Raw genomic sequence first — 20,765 nt, 5'->3', positions numbered from 1 at the left:
GGGCCGGTGTAATAGCCGAGGCCACGGACCACGGAAGGGTCGATGACGATACGGTCAGGGCCATAGCCTTGCGCGGCGAGGAGGCTCGCAATCTGTTCGAGTTCGTTGATGCCTTCAGCACCCATTTCCGAGGAGCCGACAGCGGCGCGCAGATTTTCCAGCGTTTGCGCAGTGTCATCAGATTTCGAGGTCAGGAAGGCCATGACCGGTTCGGCCTGATCGTCAGACAATCCGACGCCGTCGATATAGGCCCCGGACGCATCCAGACGGCCCTTGCCAAGAAGCTCGCGCACACCCGCCTCACCCACCTTGTCGAACTTGTCGATGGTGCGCAGGACGGCAGCGCGCTGGTCTTCGTCCAGCAGACCCATGCCTTCCAGAACCCCGTTCAGAACCTTCCGATTGTTCACCCGGATCAGATAGTCCCCGCGCGGGATGCCGACCTCTTCCAGCGTATCGGCCAGCATCGCGCAGATCTCGGCATCGGCGGCCATCGAAGCCGAGCCCACCGTATCCGCATCACATTGATAAAACTGGCGGAACCGCCCCGGTCCCGGTTTTTCATTGCGCCAGACCGGCCCCATGGCAAAGCGCCGGTAGGGCATGGGCAGATCATTGCGATGCTGGGCATAGACCCGCGCCAGCGGGGCGGTCAGATCATAGCGCAGCGCCAGCCAGTCTCCGGCCTTTTCGGCCCCCTCGTCTTCCTGCCAGGCAAAGACGCCCTCATTGGGGCGATCCACATCGGGCAGAAACTTGCCCAGCGCTTCGACGGTTTCCACCGCCGAGCTTTCCAGCGCCTCAAAGCCATAGCGATGATAGACCCCGGCGATCCGGCGCAGCATATCTGTGCGCTGAGAGACCTCAGCGCCGAAGTAATCGCGGAACCCTTTGGGCGCTTCGGCCCTGGGACGCGGCTGTTTTTTCTGCTTGGCCATCGGGGTCATGTCCTTGGGCGGTGCCGTTGGCGCGGGGGATAGCCCAAGGTGCGGGTCGGAGCAAGCGGATCAACAGAGTTGCCTGGCACGTGCGGCGGTCTTGCCAAGACCATTGGCGCGGCGCGCTTTGCGATGTAGAACGCGCCTCATGCAAGAGATAGAAGAAAAACTCGCCCATCTGATCCGCAGCGTTGACGATCTCAGCGATGTTGTCGCGCGCCAGGGCAAAGAGATCGAAACCCTCACCCGCAGGGTCGAGATGCTGATGCAGCGCGAAGGCGACCGCGAAGCGCAAGGCTCAGGCGGTATCGTGCTGGGCGATGAACGTCCGCCGCATTATTGAGGCCCCTGCGCGCGCTGTGCGACGCGCAGGCGGTCAGATTTCCTCGACATCCATCACGCCCTCAAGACTTTTGAGCGCGCCCTTGATTTGCGGATTCACCGGGAACTCGGCACCCAGATCGATCTCGACCTCGCCGGGCAGTTCGGGATGCATCAGGCACATCTGGATCGGGCCGCGCGCAGCGCGGGTTGCGGCCTGGTGTGCGCCGTCCAGAACGCTGGCCACCGAGGCAATGGCCGCGCTGTCCTCGATCCAGATTTTCAGCCCCGTGGCCCCCGCATCCGCCACGGCCACATCAACCGGGGCGACGGACCGGCCAAGCAGTTTCAACTGATCGGCTTCCATCGTCGCCTCGACGGTGACCACGACCTTTGCACCGGTTTCCAGATAGTCGCGTGACTTTTCCAGCGTTTCGGAAAACAGCGTGACTTCGAAGGCACCGGTGGGATCAGACATCTGGCAAAAGGCAAAGCGGTTGCCGCGTGCGGATTTACGTTCCTGCCGCCCGGCGACAACACCGGAGAGTTTCGCCACAAGCGGTGCATCCTGGGCCTTGGCGATCACCTCGTCCAGCGTCAGCACGCCCTTGCGTCTGAGCGGGGCCATGTAGTCATCCAGAGGGTGACCCGAGAGGTAAAATCCGATGGCTTTGAATTCCTCGTTCAGCCGTTCCGCCGGGAGCCAGTCGGGCACGGGGCTCAGGCGCGGTTCGGGCAGATCATCGCCCGCCTCGCCGAAGAGGGACACCTGGTTGGAGGCTTTCTGCTCGAAGATCGCTGCGGAATATCCCACCAGCGCATCAAGGCTGTCAAAGACACGGCGGCGGTTGGGATCAAGCTCGTCGAACGCGCCCGAGCGCACCAGCATCTCGAGCGGACGTTTGCCCACCCGCTTGAGATCGACACGGCGGGCAAAGTCGAACAGGGTGACGAAGGGGCGTGTGCCGCGCGCGTCGACCACCATGCGCATCGCATCGACACCGACATTCTTGAGGCCGCCAAGCCCATAGATCAGCTTGCCCCCGGCCACATCGAATGTCGCCTCGGAGCGATTCACGCAGGGTGGCACCCATGGCAGGTCCAGCCCCTTTTTGACCTCTTCGAAATAGACGGCCAGCTTGTCGGTCAAATGGATATCGCAGTTCATCACCCCGGCCATGAATTCCACCGGGTGGTTCGCCTTGAGCCAGGCGGTCTGATAGCTGACCACGGCATAGGCGGCGGCGTGGGATTTGTTGAAGCCGTAGTTGGCGAATTTATCCAGAAGGTTCCAGACCTCCATCGCCTTGTCCTTGTCCACGCCGTTCTCGGCGGCACCGGCCAGGAATTTCGGCCGTTCCGCGTCCATCGCCGCCTGGATCTTCTTGCCCATGGCGCGGCGCAGAAGGTCGGCACCGCCCAGCGAATACCCGGCCATTTCCTGGGCGATCTGCATCACCTGTTCCTGATAGACGATGATGCCCTGGGTCTCGTCCAGGATATGGTCGATGGTGGGATGCAGGTTCTCGCGTTGCTTGAGGCCGTTTTTCACCTCGCAATAGGTGGGGATGTTTTCCATCGGGCCGGGACGATAAAGCGCCACAAGCGCCACGATATCCTCGATGCAGGTCGGCTTCATGCGTTTGAGGGCATCCATCATGCCCGAGCTTTCCACCTGGAACACGGCGACGGTCTTGGCGGCGGAATAGAGCTTGTAGGAGCGTTCATCCTCAAGCGGGATGGCGTTGATATCATCCAGCGTGCCGGGGGCGGGCTCATAAAGCGTGGTGCCATCCGCCGCGATATGCAGATGACGGCCGGATTTCAGGATCAGATCGACGGCATTCTGGATCACGGTGAGGGTTTTCAGGCCCAGAAAGTCGAATTTGACCAGACCGGCCTGTTCCACCCATTTCATGTTGAACTGGGTCGCGGGCATATCCGAGCGCGGATCCTGATAGAGCGGCACCAGCGCGTCGAGAGGCCGGTCGCCGATTACAACACCAGCGGCGTGGGTCGAGGCGTTGCGCAGCAATCCTTCGACCTGCTGGCCATAGGTGAGCAGTCGGTCCACGACCTCTTCCTCGCGCGCCATTTCGCGCAGGCGCGGTTCGTCCCTGAGGGCCTTTTCGATCGATACGGGTTTGACCCCTTCGACCGGGATCATTTTCGACAGGCGGTCCACCTGACCATAGGGCATCTGCAACACACGACCTATATCGCGCACCGCCGCCTTGGACAGCAGCGCGCCGAAGGTGATGATCTGGCCGACCCTGTCGCGGCCGTACTTCTCCTGCACGTATTGGATGACCTCCTCGCGGCGGTCCATGCAGAAGTCGATGTCGAAATCCGGCATCGAGACACGTTCGGGGTTGAGGAAACGTTCAAAAAGAAGGGAATAGCGCAGAGGATCAAGATCGGTGATCGTCAGCGCATAGGCAACAAGCGAGCCCGCGCCCGAGCCCCGACCGGGACCGACGGGGATATGTTTCTCCTTGGCCCATTTGATGAAATCGGCAACGATCAGGAAATAGCCGGGAAAGCCCATGCCCTCGATGATGTCGAGCTCGAATGCGAGGCGTTTTTCATAGTCCTCGACCGGAGCCGCATGCGGGATCACGGCCAGTCTGCGTTTCAGACCCTCTTGCGACTGGCGGCGCAATTCCTCGACCTCGTTTTCCGCGAACTTGGGCAGAATCGGGTCCCGGCAATAGGCCATGAAGGCGCAGCGTTTTGCGATTTCGACCGTGTTTTCAATGGCCTCCGGGAGATCGGCAAAAAGCACGCTCATTTCCTGGGGGGATTTGAAGTAATGCTGCGGGGTCAGGCGGCGGCGCGGGTTTTGCTGATCGACATAGGCGCCGTCCGAAATGCAGATCAGCGCGTCATGCGCCTCGTACATCGAGGATTTCGGGAAATAGACATCATTGGTGGCCACGAGCGGCAGGCCCTTGGCATAGGCCATCTCGACAAGGCCGCGCTCGGTCAGGCGTTCGGCCTCCTGCATGGCCCCGTCCTCGCCCGGGTGGCGCTGAAGTTCGACATAAAGACGATCGCGAAACACCATCGCAAGGCGATCCAGCAGGGCCTCGGCCGCCGGGTTCTGGCTGGTTTGCAGCAACAGGCCCACCGGCCCCTCTGGCCCGCCGGTCAGACAGATCAGACCCTCGGCATGCGCCTCAAGTTCGTCCAGCGTAACCTGAGGCAATTGTCCGGCCTTATCGATATAGAGGCAGGAGTTCAGCTTCATCAGGTTTTCATAGCCCGTTTCGGATTGCGCCAGCAGCACCACGGGTGCCGGATCACGCGGCTTGCCACCGGGATCGGCGGGCATATAGGCCAGATCGACCTGACAGCCGAGAATGGGCTGAATCCCGGCCGCCGACAGGGATACCGAAAACTCGAGCGCGGCGAACATGTTGTTCGTATCCGTCAGCGCCACCGCCGGCATATCCGCGGACTTGCACAGATCAGGCAGCTTTTTCAGCCGCACCGCGCCCTCCAGAAGGGAGTATTCGGAATGGACGCGCAGGTGAATGAATCGGGGAATGCTCATTCAGGCAGGTTAGGCAGGAAGGACTGGCGCTACCAGAGCAAAGCGGCATCTGGCTGATCGCAAAAGCCGTTTCGCGCGATGGCCAAGCCCCGGTCAACAAGAGCATCCCGCGGCAGTCCGTGAGGCCGGCTGCCGCAGGATGTCATCTCATGTCGCCAGGAGTGTCAGGTCAGCTCACTGAGCGTGCGATTTGCCTCCTGAATAGCCCCCAGCGCCGCTTGTGCTTCGGCGCGGAAATTTCGCAGCAATGCGTCGGTTTTGTCCAGGTGCGATGCGGCTGTGCGCGCCGCGGCCAAAACGGATGCATCTTCGATATTGGAGGTGATTGCGTCGATACGTGCGCGCAACTCCTTGCTTTGCTTGCCCCCGTTCACGACCTGCTGGATGCGCTTGTTCGCATCATCCGAGCGCAGCTTGATACCTTTCGTCTTGCCGGGAGCATCAAGGGACGATGTCATGATGTTGCGGACATTTTCCTCCACGTTCAGCACCCGTGTGCGCGCCAGTTCGGTGTCCTTGAACGCCTTGTCTGCGGCAGTTTCAATCGCGGAGAGTTTTGCGATCAGCTTGGACGGATCGATGGCCTGAAGCGAGTTGCTTTCTGCAATATCCTGGAACTTGTTGGCCGCTTCCAGAGACGCCTTGATTTTCACGATCAGCTCGTTGATCGCATTGGCCTGCGTCATGACGCGGCCCCAGGCGGCGTTGTGTTCCTTCATGTAAGTGACGCGGAATTTCGCAGGCAATTCGTCTTTGCCTGCGAAATCCATCCGACCCTTCATGAAGTCGGTGCCAGAGCTTGAAATGTTGGCGTCATAGTGGTCCTGGATCTGTTTCAGAATGCTGGCGATCTCGTCGGACGCGCGCTGAGCATTGCTGATGGCCTGAATATTGTTGAACGTATCGCCCGCCTTCTTGGTGGTCTGCGCATCCGCCGCCGATTTCTGTCCGATCTTCAGGAAGTTGGCGACCGGTGCGGCCTTGGCCTTGTAGCTGGCCAGAAACTTCTTGGCATCCTTTTCGACCTTGTTGCGCAGATCGATATGAGCTTGCGCCTTCTGGCCCAGAATACGGTCGGGCTGGTCACTGCTGGCGGCTGCATCCTGAACGGCATCGCCATCAAAGGAACCGGCCACTGCCTGACCCGAGATCACCGCGGCAAGTTGCTCGAGGATCTTGTCCAGAGCATCGCCGACAATCTTTGCGCTTTTGAGTTGCTGCTGGGACATCGCCTTTTTGCCCTGCGCGGACATGATCTCTTTTTTGTGGATCTTGGTGACGTACTCGTTGCACTTCTTGTACGCGACAGCTGCGGCCTTTGCGATCTGTGCCTGCTTTCCGCCCTTGACCGCCTTGATGTATGCTTCAAGTGACGAGGCGATGCCGCTGGAATGAAACACGCCGGAATCAAGTTTCGCCACGCCGGTCAGCGCTTTGGATTGCGCCTTGGCTGTCTTCCAATATTCAGAAATGTCCATGAAACACCTTTCGAGACTAAATTTTTGCAGGGCCAGACAACCTGACCGCCATGCCGATAAAAAAGAGACGGGCACGAAATAAGTATTCAGGGGAAGTCGATTAGGCGACCGTCCAGTCCCTTGATACTGGCCGGGTCTTTGCCATCGATCAAGTGTCTTGATGGTGCACCTTGCGGATTTTCTGCCATCGGATAGCTTGTGCGCATGGGGCACGCATGCGCACCGCGTTGAACCGGGCGATGACTGCGGATCGCGCCCATCACATACCCCTGACCGCATCAGATGCGTAAAACACGGTGATCAGGACGAAACGCATTCTCTGGCAAAATTTGAAGCTATTTCGCGCAGGCAAGGCAAGCCGAACGCCCTAAACACCGGTTTTTGCGATGTTTCCCTCTGGCCGCTCTTGACGGCATTTCGGGCGATGGGGCACAGATTATGCAGACGCAGCAATGCTTTTTCTTGCAAGATCAACTGCCTGCTTTCTAACCTGTGCAGGCTGGAACGCGCCAGTGCCGTCCCTACGTCGCATCGGGGCCGCACGATCAGGGCCAAACATTGTACCGCGACGGGTATACCAAATGGACATCACGTTTCTTCTGAATGGAGAGACTGCCCATGTGGCCGGTACATCCCCGACGATGACGCTTCTGGACTGGTTGCGCGAAGAGCGTGGCCTGACAGGCACCAAGGAGGGCTGCAACGAGGGCGATTGCGGAGCCTGTACGGTGATCGTGTCGGACAGCGATGGAGCGCGCACTCTGAACGCCTGTATCCTGTTCCTGCCTCAGTTGGAGGGCAAAGCCGTGCGGACCGTTGAAGGGGTCAGCGGCCCCGGCGGTGAGCTTCACCCGGTGCAATCGGCGATGATCCGACATCACGGATCCCAATGCGGATTTTGCACGCCGGGCTTCATCACCTCGATGGCCTGCGCGCATCTGAATGGCCAAGGCGATTTCGACGACGCGCTGGCGGGCAATCTGTGCCGTTGTACGGGCTATGCGCCGATCGTGCGCGCAGCAGAGGCCGCAGCGGCAGAGCCGGTGCCGGTCTGGATGACGGATGTCGCACCCGGATCACATAGCGCAGAACCGGCCTTGCCCCGGAGCGCCGACGCGCTGGCGGCATGGTACAGCGCGCATCCCGATGGCACGCTGATCGGCGGCGCGACCGATGTGGGGCTTTGGGTGACCAAGGGATTGCGGGATCTGGGCGATGTGGCTTTCCTGAGCGGCTGCCGCGATCTCCAGCAGATCGAAGAAACAGACGCCGGTCTGCGCATCGGCGCGGCGGTGACGATGGATAGGGTGCATGGTGCCATGGCCGCGCGGCATCCCTCCTATGCCGAGATGATCCGCCGGTATGGCTCGCTTCAGGTGCGCAATGCGGCCACGATCGGAGGCAATATCGCCAATGGCTCGCCCATCGGAGACAATCCGCCCGCGCTGATCGCGCTGGGGGCCAGGTTGCACCTGCGCAAGGGCGATACGCGTCGCGAGATGCCGATCGAGGCGTTCTTCATCGACTACGGCAAGCAGGATCGGGCACCCGGTGAATTCGTGGAGGCCGTGACGATCCCGAACCAGCCGGACCGGTTGCGGGTCTACAAGATATCCAAACGGTTTGACCAGGATATCTCGGCGGTCTGCGGCGCCTTCAACATAACGGTGCAGAACGGCACAGTGACCGAAGCGCGCATCGCCTTCGGCGGCATGGCCGGTATTCCCAAGCGTGCCGCCCATGTCGAAGCCGCGCTGAACGGCCAGCCCTGGACACAGGCGACCGTGATGGCCGCGCAAAACGCCTTTGATCAGGACTTTACGCCGCTGAGCGATATGCGCGCCTCGGCGGATTACAGGCTGGAAACGGCGCAGGCGCTGCTGATGCGCTGCTGGCTGGAAGATCAGGGCGCGGTGATTTCGGTTCTGGAGGTGACGCCGTGAGCGTGGCAAAACCCCTGCCCCATGATGCCGCGGCACTTCATGTGACGGGTGCGGCGCGCTATGTCGATGATATCCCGGCACCGACGGGCACGCTGCACCTGGCATTCGGTCTGTCCAAGGTGGCACGCGGCACGATCGAGACGATGGACCTTGAGCCGGTGCGGCGCGCGCGCGGTGTGGTGGCGGTGCTGACCGCCTCTGATCTGGAGTTTGACGCGGACACCTCTCCGTCCAACCATGATGAGCCTCTCCTGGCGACCGGGGATGTGCATTTTGCCGGCCAGGCGCTGTTTCTGGTGATCGCGCGCAGTCATCTGGCCGCACGCAAGGCGGCGACGCTGGCCAAAGTCGCCATTCGGGAAGACGTCCCGATCCTGACCATCGAGCAGGCTCTGGCCGCGGACAGCCGGTTCGAAGACGGGCCACGCATCTATGAGAAGGGGTCGACCCTTGAGGCGCTGGAGGCCGCCCCGATGCGTCTGTCGGGCCGGATGAACCTGGGCGGGCAGGAGCATTTTTATCTGGAAGGACAAGCCGCGATGGCCTGGCCCCAGGACAATGGCGATATGCATGTCTTTTCCTCGACCCAGCATCCAAGCGAAATTCAGCACAAGGTCGCCCATGCGATTGCTCAGCCGATGCATGCGGTACGTGTCGAGACGCGGCGCATGGGCGGCGGTTTCGGCGGCAAGGAAAGCCAGGGCAACGCATTGGCCATTGCCTGCGCGGTGGCCGCGCGGCTGACCGGCAAACCCTGCAAGATGCGCTATGACCGCGACGATGACATGATCATCACCGGCAAGCGTCATGACTTCCGTATTGATTACGACGTGGGCCATGACGACACGGGCCGCATAAGCGCGGTATCGTTTCATCAATACACGCGCTGTGGCTGGTCAATGGACCTGTCCCTGCCGGTCGCGGACCGGGCGATGCTGCATTCCGACAATGCCTATTGCATCGATCACATGCGCATCGAAAGCCACCGCCTGAGGACCAACATGTGCAGTGCCACCGCCTATCGCGGCTTTGGCGGACCACAGGGCATGGTGGGAATCGAGAGGGTGATGGATCATGTGGCCCATGCGCTGGGACTGGATCCGGCTTTGGTGCGACGCGCGAATTACTACCCGTCCGCCGCGGCCGTGGCGCGGGGCGCGAAGCCGGGAGTGACGCCCTACGGGATGCGCGTGACCGATTTCGAGCTGCATGAAATGACCGAGCAGCTTTTGCAAAGCTGCGATTATCACCAGCGGCGCGCCGCGGTGGAAGACTGGAACGCGCGCAACCCGGTTCTGAAGAAAGGCATCGCCTTTTCGCCGGTGAAGTTCGGGATTTCCTTTACCCTGACACATCTCAATCAGGCTGGCGCTCTGGTGCATGTCTATCAGGACGGATCGGTCCATCTGAACCATGGCGGCACAGAAATGGGTCAGGGCCTGTTTCAGAAAGTCGCGCAGGTTGCGGCCGCGCGTTTCGCCATCCCCATCGAGATGGTCAAGATCACCGCCACGGATACCGGCAAGGTGCCCAACACATCGGCCACGGCCGCATCCTCGGGGTCGGACCTGAACGGAATGGCGGTCAAGGCGGCCTGTGACACGATCCGGGACCGCATGGCCGACCACTTGGCCAGCCAGCATCAAACCACACCCGACCAGGTGCGCTTTGCAGAGGGCAAGGTCCATGTGGGCGATGATGTGATGGATTTCGCCGATGCGGCGCAAGCGGCCTGGATGGGACGCGTGTCCTTGTCTGCCACCGGATTTTACAAGACACCCAAGCTGGAATGGGATCGTATCCGGGGCAAGGGACGCCCATTCTTTTACTTTGCCCATGGCGCGGCGGTGAGCGAAGTGGTGATCGATACTCTGACCGGCGAGAACCGCATTCTGCGCGCCGATCTGCTGCATGATGCGGGGGCCTCGCTGAACCCGGCACTGGATATCGGGCAGGTCGAGGGGGCCTATGTCCAGGGGGCCGGATGGCTCACCACCGAGGAACTGGTCTGGGATGCGCGCGGCATATTGCGCACCCATGCCCCTTCCACCTACAAGATCCCGGCCTGTTCGGATCGCCCGGACATCTTCAATGTCGCGCTCTGGTCCGGTGAGAACCGGGAAGAGACGATTTACCGCTCGAAAGCCGTGGGAGAGCCGCCGTTCATGCTCGGGATATCCGCCTATCTGGCACTCAGCCATGCGGTTTCGGCCTGCGGAACTGCCTATCCTGCGCTGAATGCACCGGCCACGGCAGAAGAGGTCTGGCGCGCCTGTGGTCGGGTCCGCCGCGATGCTTGATCTGAATGCCCTGCACGATGCCGTCGAGGTCGAGGGCAGGATTGCCCGGGTCGTCATCACGGATCACAAAGGCTCGACCCCGCGCGAGGCGGGAACGGCCATGCTGGTCTGTCCCGACAGGATCATCGGCACCATCGGAGGGGGCCGGTTGGAATATGACGCGACGGCCCGGGCCCGCGAGATGCTGCAGGGCGACGCGGAAATCCGGGTACTGCGCCAGCCGCTGGGGCCTTCGCTGGGACAGTGCTGCGGCGGTAGCGTTACCCTGGTGACGGAAATCTGGGACGCGCCGCGCCTGCGCGCCGTGTTCGATCACGGGACATTCGAATTCGCCGGGCTCTATGTCCGGCGGGTCGAGGGAGATGCCCCCTTGCCGCCAAAGCTGCGCCGCGCGCTGATGCGGGCCGCAGACCGCTCGGAGGAGGTCAGAACACAGCTTTCGGACGGCTGGCTGATCGAACAGCTCTGGCGCGACAGGCTGCCGGTCTACATCTATGGCGCGGGTCATGTGGGCAATGCCCTTGCCAGAGTCATGGCGATGCTGCCGGATGTGGAGGTGATCGTGGCGGACCCGCGCGCGGATCTGATCGCGGATCTGCCTGCCTGTGTCGCCTGCATCACCGACCGCCCGCCCCACGAGGTGATGGCCGGCGCGCCACCCGAGGCTTTCCATTACATCATGACGCCGGATCACGAGTATGATCTGGAGCTGTGCCATTGCGTGCTGAACCAGCCCTTTGCCTTTGCCGGGCTGATCGGGTCCGAGACAAAATGGGCGCGCTTTCGCAACCGGCTGGCGGCTTTGGGGCACAGTGCCGACCGCATCGCCCGTATCACCTGCCCCATCGGCGATCCCGCCCTTGGCAAGCATCCCGCAGAAATCGCGATCGGCGTGACGCAGGCCCTGTTGGCGCGCCACGACACTCCGGCACAGAACAAGGAGCAACGGGCATGAGTGACATCCTTTTGTCGATCAGGGGGCTGACCAAGGCCTATCCCGGCGTGGTGGCCAATTCGGATGTGTCCTTTGACATCGGTGTGGGGGAGGTCCATGCGCTTTTGGGCGAAAACGGCGCGGGCAAGTCGACACTGGTCAAGATGATCTATGGCCTGGTCAAACCGGACGCCGGCACCATGGCCCTGCGCGGCACAGGCTTCGCCCCCCCCGAGCCGCGCTCGGCGCGCGCCGATGGCATCGCGATGGTGTTCCAGCACTTCTCTTTGTTTGATGCGTTGAATGTGGCCGAGAACATCGCTCTGGGCATGGAAAACCCGCCCGCAATTCGTGATCTGGCGCGGCGCATCCGGGAGGTCTCGGAGACCTACGGCCTGCCGCTGGACCCGTTCCGCGTGGTTGGGGACCTCTCGGCGGGCGAGCGGCAACGCGTTGAAATCATTCGCTGTCTCTTGCAGGATCCCAAGCTGCTGATCATGGATGAACCGACTTCGGTTCTGACCCCGCAAGAGGTCGAGATCCTGTTTCAGACACTGCGCAAACTGTCTGCCGAGGGCACGGCGATCCTTTATATTTCGCACAAGCTCGAAGAGATCCGCGCGCTGTGTGACGCGGCCACGATCCTGCGTCTGGGCAAGGTTGTCGGCACCTGTATCCCGCGCGAGACCACGGCGCGTGAAATGGCCGAGATGATGGTGGGCATGGCCCTGAAAACGCCGACACCACGCGATCACACCCTGGGGGAGGTGGCGCTGGATATCACCGGCCTGTCGGTCAGATCGCCCACGGAATTCGGAACGTCGCTGAAGAACATCCACCTTACCCTGCAACAGGGCGAAGTGCTGGGTATCGGCGGCGTGGCCGGAAACGGGCAGGATGAGTTGCTTTCGGCGCTCTCGGGTGAGATCCGCAGCACGGCGGATGCCATCAAGCTGAACGGCCAGCCCATCGGCCATCTGGGGCCAAATCCGCGTCGCAAGCTAGGGCTGCTGGCAGCGCCCGAGGAACGCCTGGGCCATGCCGCCGCCCCCGACATGAGCCTGACGGAAAACGCGCTGCTGACCGGTGCGGTACGCAAGAACCTGACATCAAACGGCTTTCTGAAATGGGGCGACACCCGCAGTTTCGCGCAGGCCATCATCGAGGCCTTTGACGTGCGCACGCCCGGACCGGGCAATGCGGCACGCTCCCTGTCTGGCGGAAACCTGCAGAAATTCGTCATCGGGCGGGAAGTTCTGCAAAACCCCTCCGTGCTGGTGGTCAATCAACCGACTTGGGGCGTGGACGCCTCGGCTGCGGCCTCGATCCGGCAGGCCATTCTGGATCTTGCCGCAGATGGGGCCGCCGTCCTGGTGATCAGCCAGGACCTGGATGAGTTGATGGAGATATCCGGTCGGTTTGCCGCGCTGAACGAAGGGCGGCTGTCGGATATCCGACCCACCGCCGAGCTGACGGTCGATGAGATCGGGCTGATGATGGGTGGTGCCCATGGCATGGAGGTGGCGCATGTCTGAGCAGCGATCGCGCCCCCTGCCCCGGAGAAACCGGCCGGGTGCGGGCACCGGGCCGGGCACCGGGGTACTTTTGACCAGAAAGAAGCAGCAGGAGTGCGCGACATGATGCGGTTGGAGAAACGGCCTCAGCCCTCGCGGTTCTGGTCAGCGGCGACGCCCGTGGTGGCTGTGCTGGCCACGATGGTTGCGGGCGGTTTGCTGTTTGCGCTTCTGGGCAAGGATCCGGTGACCGCGATCCGGGTGATTTTCTGGGATCCGCTGTTTGGTGAGTTCTCGTTCTTTTATCGCCCGCAGTTGCTGATCAAGGGGGCACCATTGATCCTGATCGCGATTGGCCTGTCCCTGGGGTTTCGTGCCGGTATCTGGAACATCGGGGCCGAGGGGCAATACATCATCGGTGCAATCGTGGGGGCCGGCATCGGCCTTGCGTTCTATCCGTTCGAGGCCTGGTACATCTTTCCCCTGATGGTGCTGGGCGGAGCCGTAGGCGGCATGGCCTGGGCGATGATCCCGGCGCTTTTGAAGGTGCGGTTCGGAACCAACGAGATCCTTGTCTCGCTCATGCTGGTCTATGTGGCCGAGCAGTTACTGGCCTCGGTCGCGCTGGGTTTGCTGCGCAATCCCGACGGGTTCGGCTTTCCCGGCTCTCGCAATCTGCAGCAATATGCCAGCGCCCATAACGCCGAGATCATCGCCGGATCGGGTATGCATTGGGGCGTGGTGAGTGCGTTCATCGCCGTGATCTTTGCCTATGTCCTGCTGAACCGGCATATGCTGGGCTATCATATTCGGCTGACCGGAGAGGCACCGCGTGCGGCGCGCTTTGCCGGGGTCAATCCCGCGCGCCTGATCCTGTTCTGCCTGGGGACTTCGGGGGCTCTGGCAGGTCTTGCGGGGATGTTCGAAGCCTCGGGGCCAGCCGGCCAGATCACCATTGATTTCAACGTCGGCTATGGGTTTACCGCGATCATCGTGGCCTTTCTGGGACGTCTGCATCCGGTGGGTATCCTGCTGGCCGGATTGTTGATGGCGCTGACCTATATCGGCGGTGAGATCGCCCAAAGCCAGCTGGGATTGCCGGCGGCGGCGATCCAGGTTTTCCAGGGGATGCTTCTGTTCTTCCTTCTGGCCTTTGATCTGCTGACAAATTATCGGGTGCGTCTGAGCGCACGGGAGGTGGCGTGATGGATCTGAGTTCAATCAACCCGGTTCTTCTGGTGGCCTCGCTCATGGTGGCGGCCACGCCCATCCTGCTGGCCGCGATTGGCGAGTTGGTGGTCGAAAAGGCAGGCGTTCTCAACCTTGGGGTTGAAGGCATGATGATCGTCGGCGCGATCTGCGGCTTTGCGATTTCGGTGGAATCAGGCTCGCCGCTTTTCGGCTTTGTCGCGGCCGCGATCGGGGGGGCGGTTCTGTCGCTGCTTTTTGTCATTCTCACGCAATATGCCCTGGCCAATCAGGTGGCCTCGGGATTGGCCCTGACGCTTTTCGGTCTTGGGTTGTCAGCCCTGCTTGGGCAGTCCTATGTCGGGGTCAAACCGCCTGCGACCCCGCGCCTTGATCTGCCGGTACTGAGCGATCTGCCGGTGGTGGGGCCGATTCTGTTTTCCCATGATCCCGTGCTGTATTTCGGCATAGCGCTGACCGCGGCCGTCTGGGCCGTGTTGCGGTTCACCCGTGCCGGTCTGATCTTGCGCGCGGTGGGTGAAAGCCATGATGCCGCCCATGCGCTGGGCTACAAGGTGGTGCGCATCCGGGTGATGGCGATTCTCTTTGGCGGGGCCTGTGCGGGGCTGGGGGGCGCATATATCAGCCTGATCCGGGTGCCGCAGTGGACCGAGGGCATGACCGCGGGTGTGGGCTGGATCGCCCTGGCACTTGTTGTCTTCGCCAGCTGGAAACCCTGGCGCGCCCTGCTGGGTGCCTATCTTTTCGGCGGAGTCACCGTCATGCAGCTGAATTTGCAAGCAGCGGGCGTTGCCATTCCCGTCGAGTATCTGGCAATGTCTCCATATCTTATCACAATCGTGGTGCTTGTCATTCTTTCGGCCGACAAAAGCAGGTCTCCTGCAGCACTCGGTCGGATTTTCCACGCCTCGAACTAGAGGCCAATAACCAACCTGGGGGAAACCTGAATGAAACTGAAGACTATTTTGACCGGGGCCGTGGTGGCTCTGGGGCTGGCCACAGCAGGCTTTGCCCAAGACAAGACCAAGGTGGGTTTTGTCTATGTCGGTCCAGTCGGTGACGGCGGATGGACATTTACCCACGATCAGGGCCGCAAGGCGCTCGAAGCCGAGTTCGGCGATGCGGTTGAGACCGTGTTCGTCGAAAACGTCGCCGAAGGCCCCGATGCCGAGCGTGTGCTGACGCAGATGGCGCTGGATGGTGCGGACCTGATCTTTACCACATCCTTCGGCTTTGGTGAGGCAACGATCAACGTTGCCAAGAAGTTCCCGGATGTGAAATTCGAGCACGCCACCGGCTATCAGCGCGCGGACAACGTCTCGACCTATTCGGCGCGCTTTTATGAAGGCCGTGCCGTTCAAGGCCATATCGCGGGCTCGATGACAAAATCCAACATCATTGGCTATATCGCCTCCTACCCGATCCCCGAAGTGATCCGCGGCATCAACTCGGCCTATCTGCACGCCAAGAAAGCCAACCCCGATGTCGAGTTCCGCATCGTGTGGGTCTATACGTGGTTTGATCCCGCCAAGGAGGCAGATGCCGCCAAGGCTCTGATCGAACAGGGTGCGGATGTCATCCTGCAGCATACCGATTCCACGGCACCGCATGCCGCCGCTCAGGAAGCCGGTGGTGTTGTCACCTTTGGTCAGGCTTCTGACATGTCGCAATACGCGCCCTTCCCGCGTGTCAGCGCCATTCTGGACGTCTGGGCCCCTTACTATATCGCCCGCACACGCGCCGTGATGGACGGAACATGGGAGAGCGTGGACACATGGCACGGTATCTCTGAAGGCATGGTCGGCATCGGTGAGATCACCGACGCAGTGCCTGCCGAAGTCAAGGCAGAGGCAATGGCGCTGAAAGCGGCGCTGGCGTCGGGCGAGTATCACGCCTTCACCGGCCCCATCAACAAGCAGGACGGTTCTGTCTGGCTGGCAGAGGGTGAAGTGGCAGGCGACGGAGCACTGGCCGGCATGAACTTTTATGTCGAAGGCATCGTTGGCGACGTTCCCAACTGATCCTTGTCCTCTCGGGACGAAAAAGCCCCGCGTCATGCGGGGCTTTTTTTATGCGCTTGGTCAGCTGATCTGACCGGGCACCCGGGCGCGGCTAGTGCCCGGACAACACCAGAGACGTCACCGGCAGCAGCAACATCCTCAGCCTCAGTCCGGCGGCATGCACTATGCCGATGGTGTCGACGACATGATAGAAGATCGAGGTCCCCAGATTCAGATCACCTTGCACCAGAAGGTCGTGATGGTTGGTATAGGCGGTGCCCAGACAATTGCTGCCCGGGGGCAGATCGTCGATACCGCCTTCGTAGAGCGGTTCCAGAAAGGCGATGATGGAGCCGGGGCGCATGTTGTTTTGCGGGTCCAGCAGTTGATCGCTGGGGCGGAACTGTCCCGAAGGAATGACATCCTGCACCGCCACGATCACCATCGGCACGATCGTGAAGGGGCGCGGCATACATCCGATTTCCGCAACCATGCCGGGCTTGAGAACCCCGCTTGCCAGCTGGTTGAAGCCCGCCTGAAACCGTGCCTGACCCGAGCCGGACGGGACCAGGATCCCGGCCGGACGCAGGATCGCGCTGACGTAATCGCCGACCTGCAGGCTGAACTGCTCGACCCGTCCACTCACACCGGCAACAACCAATGTCTTTGCCAGCTCGGCCTCGGCCTGCCGAAGCGACGCCTCGGCGCTGGCACGCTGTGCCGGCAGAACGATCTCGATGTTCTCGCGCACCGCCTCGAGATTGGCCCGCGCGGCCTCAAGCTGTGCTTCGCGCTCGGCCAATCGATTGGCCAGGCGGTCGACCTCGGCCTGGTTGGCCGCAGGTGATCCGCGTTCCAGCAGTTCGTTGTTGCGATCAAAGTCCTCTTTGATCAGGTCGCGGGCTGCAGTGGCCTGATCGACCGTCGCCTGTGCAGAGGCCACCTGAGCGCCAGATACCGCAAGCTGGGCGTTCACCTCCTCCACACGCCGCTGGGCGCTCACGACGGCGGCGTCCTGGCTGGTCGAGTCCAGCCGGAAGATCGGATCACCCGCTGCGACCCCCTGATTGTTGGTGACATACACCTCGGTGACCCGCCCGGGCGTTTCCGGCAGGATCGTGACCGTGCGGAAATACGAGCTGACCGCCTGTGTCGAGGGGTGGTAGTAAAACACCAGCGTAATGATGGTTATCGTCGCCATGAGGCAGGTCACAATGCCCCAGCGCAGCTCGTACCACATGGTGAAGAAATTGATTTCTTGCCCGATCCGCTTGCCCTGAACATAGCGGCGAAACAGATAATCCGGCAGCAGCGTGAAACACGCGCAAACAGCTAGTTCCAGCATGGATCAGTGTCCCCCGCTTTGCGGTGCGGACCCTGCGGGCCGGGACGCAGGGTCGGGATCATCCGCGGTTGGATTGCGCCCCGACATGACGGCCAGCGATTTCGCGATCGACGACAGCGGCGTGAGGAAGTCGGGCATGCGGAACGCCGCCACCAGCAAGGCCAGCACCCAGAACAGATGATTATGCGTGAACAAGGCAAGCAGCGCGAGAATACCGATCACCTGCTTTTGCGAATGATTGCCGCTATGCGCCAACTGTTCGGGCAGGGCATGGAGCCGCAGGTAAAGCACTCCGATAGCCAGGATCAGCCCGATGGTGAACACGACCATCACGCTGAACAGAAAATCGCCGCCATCTGCCGTTCCGATGAACGGGGGCAGATGATCGGACGCCATGGGATGAATGGCCGGGTTTTCCAAGACTTGCTCCTTTTGTTCAAGCTGTCCAAATCGTCTGATCTGACCTCACTATGTTGATTGCGTGATGAAACTGCAATCCGACAGAGCAAACACACCCACTTTCGTCCGCCTGCATGACATGGCACTGTGCGCGAATGACTGATTTGGTTTCCCTGAACGGCACCCCGACGCGTCGCTTTGTCTTTGGCACGATGCAGTTCGGAGGTCGCGCCGACGCAAACGCCTCGCGCGCGATGTATGACGCCTGCCGCGCGGCTGGCATCACGCATTTCGACACCGCCTGGATTTATACCGGCGGTGAATCCGAGACCCTGCTGGGCAGGTTTGCCGCACCCGAGAGGGAGGCGCTGATCATCGCTTCCAAGGTCGGATATTCCGGTGGTTCGGGAGGCGCGAACATCCGCGCGCAGTTCGATCAAAGTCGCGCGCGGCTGGGCATGGACAGTATCGACCTGCTGTACCTGCATCTGTTTGATGGCGACACCGATCTGCGCGAAACAATCGAGGCGCTCGCCACTCTGAAACAGGCAGGCCAGATCCGCTATATCGGCGTGTCGAATTTCGCCGCCTGGCAGGTCATGAAGGCGCAGGCCGTCGCTGCGGAATTCGATCTTGCGATTGATGTGATCCAGCCGATGTACAACCTTGTCAAACGTCAGGTCGAGGTCGAGCTTTTGCCGATGAGCGTCGATCAGAAGATCAGCGTTGCGCCCTACTCTCCCCTTGGTGGCGGCCTGCTGACGGGCAAATATACCAGCGGTGGTGCCGGAAGACTGAGCGAAGATGACAGATATGCCGCGCGCTATGGGCCAGAGTGGATGCATGACACAGCCCGCAATCTCGCAACAGTCGCAGCCGAGCTGAACACCGACCCGGCCACGCTTGCCGTGGCCTGGGTGGCGCGCCACAGCGCGCGGCCGATGCCCATAATCTCGGGCCGTGCGACCGAGCAACTGCCCCCCTCGCTTGCCGCGCTGGATTTCGAGATGGACGATGCTCTTTATGCGCGCCTGAGTGCGCTGAGCCCCACCCCGCCTCCGCCCACGGACCGGATCGAAGAACAGCTATGATTGATTTCCTGGTCATCGGTGGCGGCATTGCCGGGGTCTCGGTCGGCGCGCGGCTGTCCGAACTGGGAACGGTCACGCTGCTCGAAGGCGAAACGGCCTTGGGCTATCATGCCTCGGGTCGATCGGCGGCACTTTATGAGGCCAGTTATGGTCTGCCTGCAACCGTTGCTCTGAACATTGCATCGGGCGAGTATCACCGCACGGCCAATGGCGGCTATCTCTCGCCGCGCGGGCTTTTGGTTGTGGCGCGCGCAGATCAGGCCGACAGCTTTGCCCATGACGTCACGGACCTTGGCCTTGACCGTCTGTCCCTGGAGGAGGCCTGCGCGAAGCTGCCCATCCTCAACCCGGACACCGTGGCGCATGCGGGGTATCACGACTCGGCCTGGGACATCGACACGGACCGGATGATCCAGGATTTCGCCAAGGCCATTCGGGCCAACCGCGGAACGGTCGTGACCGCAGCACCGGTCACCAGCATCACGCGCAGCGATACCGGCTGGAGCGTCACTGCGGGCACCCAGACCTATGACGCCCGAAACATCGTGAATGCTGCCGGGGCCTGGGCCGATCCGATTGCACGGATGGCCGGGATCGAGGCGATCGGCATCACCCCCAACCGCCGTTCCATGGCGCGCCTGCCTGCACCTGGCGGTCATGATGTCAGCACATGGCCCATGCTGATGGGTGCGGGCGAAACCTGGTATGCCAAGCCCGATGCCGGCAAATGGCTGGTTTCTCCGGCCGAAGAACATCCGACGCACCCCCATGACGCATGGGCCGATGACATGGTGCTGGCCGAGGGCCTAGCGCGCTATGAAGAGATGGTCAGCGAACCTGTCACCCGCCTGGAAACCAGCTGGGCCGGTCTGCGCAGCTTCAGCCCGGACCGCGCATTGGTTCTGGGGCCCGACCCCGAGACCCGCGATTTCATCTGGGTCGCCGGGCAAGGCGGCTACGGCTTTCAGACCGCGCCCGCGGCCTCGCAACTTGTGGCGGATCTGGTCGCAGGGCGGGTGCCACAGCTTGACGGCGCAACCGTCGTCGCACTGACACCGGACCGGTTGCGCGCATGAGCCAGCGCCCGTTGCCCCCGACAGCATCCGTTGCCCATGAACAGGCAGGCGGCAAACTGCACGCCCCTTCCGCGGCCAGGAACTCTGCGGCCATCACCGATCTGCTGACCAGCATTGCACCGGCCTCGGGGATCGCGCTGGAACTGGCAAGCGGGACAGGCCAGCACCTCATGGCTTTTGCACGCGCCATGCCAAGCCTGAACTGGCAACCCACCGAAGTCGCGCCAGACCGCCTGTCCAGCATCGCAGCCCATGCAGCCCATGCAGCCGAGGCCGATCTTCCCAATGTCCTGCCCGCAAAACCCCTGAACGCCACCCACCCCGGATGGGGCAAACAGCAGTCCGCCGACCTGATCGTGCTGATCAACCTGTTGCACCTGATCAGCGCGCCCGAGGCACAGACCCTGATCGGTGAAGTCGCCCAGGCCCTGACCAAGACGGGCCGCTTCGTTCTCTACGGCCCCTTCATGCGCTCTGGAGACCTCACCTCGGATGGAGACCGCAGCTTTCACGCCAGCCTGACTGCAAGCGATCCGGCCATCGGCTACAAGAATGACATCGACGTGCAAAGCTGGATGCGGGATGCCGGGCTGAGGGTACGCGACGTCGTCGAGATGCCGGCCAACAATCTCGCCATCCTGACCGAGCGCGCCTGAACAAG

General features: G+C 61.8%; 16 protein-coding genes. 11 read left to right on the top strand and 5 right to left on the bottom strand.

Annotated features, from left to right (window positions below; genetic code table 11):
- Positions 1-938, bottom strand: a 938-nt coding sequence (locus tag WAO69_RS06400; protein WP_422177222.1) for a histidine--tRNA ligase, incomplete at its 3' end; no start/stop codon positions are given.
- A 148-nt stretch (positions 939-1,086) separates the two neighbouring features.
- Between WAO69_RS06400 and WAO69_RS06395 the strand changes: the two genes are divergently transcribed.
- Positions 1,087-1,281: a SlyX family protein gene (locus tag WAO69_RS06395; protein WP_422177221.1), complete on the top strand. Its 195-nt coding sequence runs from the start codon at positions 1,087-1,089 to the stop codon at positions 1,279-1,281.
- Positions 1,282-1,314: 33 nt separating this feature from the next.
- Here WAO69_RS06395 and dnaE read toward each other — a convergent pair whose 3' ends face one another.
- Both dnaE and WAO69_RS06385 read right to left on the bottom strand, forming a co-directional pair.
- A complete protein-coding gene (dnaE, locus tag WAO69_RS06390) occupies positions 1,315-4,815 on the bottom strand; it encodes a DNA polymerase III subunit alpha (RefSeq protein WP_422177220.1) in 3,501 nt (1,166 codons plus the stop codon).
- A 164-nt stretch (positions 4,816-4,979) separates the two neighbouring features.
- Positions 4,980-6,293 carry a hypothetical protein gene (locus WAO69_RS06385; protein WP_422177219.1) on the bottom strand — a complete coding sequence of 438 codons (1,314 nt, stop codon included), beginning with the start codon at positions 6,291-6,293 and terminating at the stop codon, positions 4,980-4,982.
- 581 nt (positions 6,294-6,874) lie between these two features.
- Between WAO69_RS06385 and xdhA the strand changes: the two genes are divergently transcribed.
- The 7 genes from xdhA to WAO69_RS06350 all read left to right on the top strand — a co-directional run bounded on the left by xdhA (position 6,875) and on the right by WAO69_RS06350 (position 16,214).
- Positions 6,875-8,236 carry a xanthine dehydrogenase small subunit gene (gene xdhA / locus WAO69_RS06380; RefSeq protein ID WP_422177218.1) on the top strand — a complete coding sequence of 454 codons (1,362 nt, stop codon included), beginning with the start codon at positions 6,875-6,877 and terminating at the stop codon, positions 8,234-8,236.
- On the top strand, positions 8,233-10,536 hold the full coding sequence (gene xdhB / locus WAO69_RS06375; RefSeq protein WP_422177217.1) for a xanthine dehydrogenase molybdopterin binding subunit: 2,304 nt from the start codon (positions 8,233-8,235) through the stop codon (positions 10,534-10,536). The genes xdhA and xdhB overlap by 4 nt, the downstream gene beginning before the upstream one ends.
- Positions 10,529-11,491: a xanthine dehydrogenase accessory protein XdhC gene (gene xdhC, locus WAO69_RS06370; RefSeq protein WP_422177216.1), complete on the top strand. Its 963-nt coding sequence runs from the start codon at positions 10,529-10,531 to the stop codon at positions 11,489-11,491. Before xdhB ends, xdhC begins: the two co-directional genes overlap by 8 nt.
- On the top strand, positions 11,488-13,005 hold the full coding sequence (locus tag WAO69_RS06365) for an ABC transporter ATP-binding protein (RefSeq protein ID WP_422177215.1): 1,518 nt from the start codon (positions 11,488-11,490) through the stop codon (positions 13,003-13,005). The genes xdhC and WAO69_RS06365 overlap by 4 nt, the downstream gene beginning before the upstream one ends.
- A 102-nt stretch (positions 13,006-13,107) precedes the next feature.
- Positions 13,108-14,190 carry an ABC transporter permease gene (locus WAO69_RS06360; RefSeq protein ID WP_422177214.1) on the top strand — a complete coding sequence of 361 codons (1,083 nt, stop codon included), beginning with the start codon at positions 13,108-13,110 and terminating at the stop codon, positions 14,188-14,190.
- Complete coding sequence (locus WAO69_RS06355) at positions 14,190-15,110, top strand: ABC transporter permease (protein ID WP_422177213.1); 921 nt, start codon at positions 14,190-14,192, stop codon at positions 15,108-15,110. Before WAO69_RS06360 ends, WAO69_RS06355 begins: the two co-directional genes overlap by 1 nt.
- A 30-nt stretch (positions 15,111-15,140) precedes the next feature.
- Positions 15,141-16,214, top strand: a complete 1,074-nt coding sequence (locus tag WAO69_RS06350) for a BMP family ABC transporter substrate-binding protein (protein WP_422177212.1) — start codon at positions 15,141-15,143, stop codon at positions 16,212-16,214.
- Positions 16,215-16,305: 91 nt separating this feature from the next.
- On the opposite strand, the gene WAO69_RS06345 is transcribed toward WAO69_RS06350, so the two are convergent.
- Together WAO69_RS06345 and WAO69_RS06340 are read right to left on the bottom strand one after the other, a co-directional pair.
- Positions 16,306-17,538, bottom strand: a complete 1,233-nt coding sequence (locus WAO69_RS06345; protein WP_422177211.1) for an HlyD family secretion protein — start codon at positions 17,536-17,538, stop codon at positions 16,306-16,308.
- A 3-nt stretch (positions 17,539-17,541) separates the two neighbouring features.
- Positions 17,542-17,958: a hypothetical protein gene (locus tag WAO69_RS06340; RefSeq protein WP_422177210.1), complete on the bottom strand. Its 417-nt coding sequence runs from the start codon at positions 17,956-17,958 to the stop codon at positions 17,542-17,544.
- A gap of 134 nt (positions 17,959-18,092) precedes the next feature.
- Here WAO69_RS06340 and WAO69_RS06335 point away from each other — a divergent pair, with 134 nt between their 5' ends.
- Genes WAO69_RS06335 through WAO69_RS06325 form a run of 3 tightly spaced genes read left to right on the top strand, consistent with a single transcriptional unit; the run spans position 18,093 to position 20,760 of the window.
- A complete protein-coding gene (locus tag WAO69_RS06335) occupies positions 18,093-19,028 on the top strand; it encodes an aldo/keto reductase (RefSeq protein ID WP_422177209.1) in 936 nt (311 codons plus the stop codon).
- Complete coding sequence (locus WAO69_RS06330) at positions 19,025-20,104, top strand: NAD(P)/FAD-dependent oxidoreductase (protein WP_422177208.1); 1,080 nt, start codon at positions 19,025-19,027, stop codon at positions 20,102-20,104. The genes WAO69_RS06335 and WAO69_RS06330 overlap by 4 nt, the downstream gene beginning before the upstream one ends.
- The gene (locus WAO69_RS06325) at positions 20,101-20,760 is read left to right on the top strand and encodes a DUF938 domain-containing protein (protein ID WP_422177207.1); all 660 of its coding nucleotides are present in this window, start codon (positions 20,101-20,103) and stop codon (positions 20,758-20,760) included. Before WAO69_RS06330 ends, WAO69_RS06325 begins: the two co-directional genes overlap by 4 nt.
- Positions 20,761-20,765 lie beyond the last annotated feature (5 nt).

This window comes from Aestuariivita sp. (assembly GCF_049276915.1).
In the GTDB taxonomy this organism is placed as follows: domain Bacteria; phylum Pseudomonadota; class Alphaproteobacteria; order Rhodobacterales; family Rhodobacteraceae; genus Aestuariivita.
Note: the sequence above shows the minus strand (reverse complement) of the source record. Positions and strands in the feature narration are given on the sequence as shown.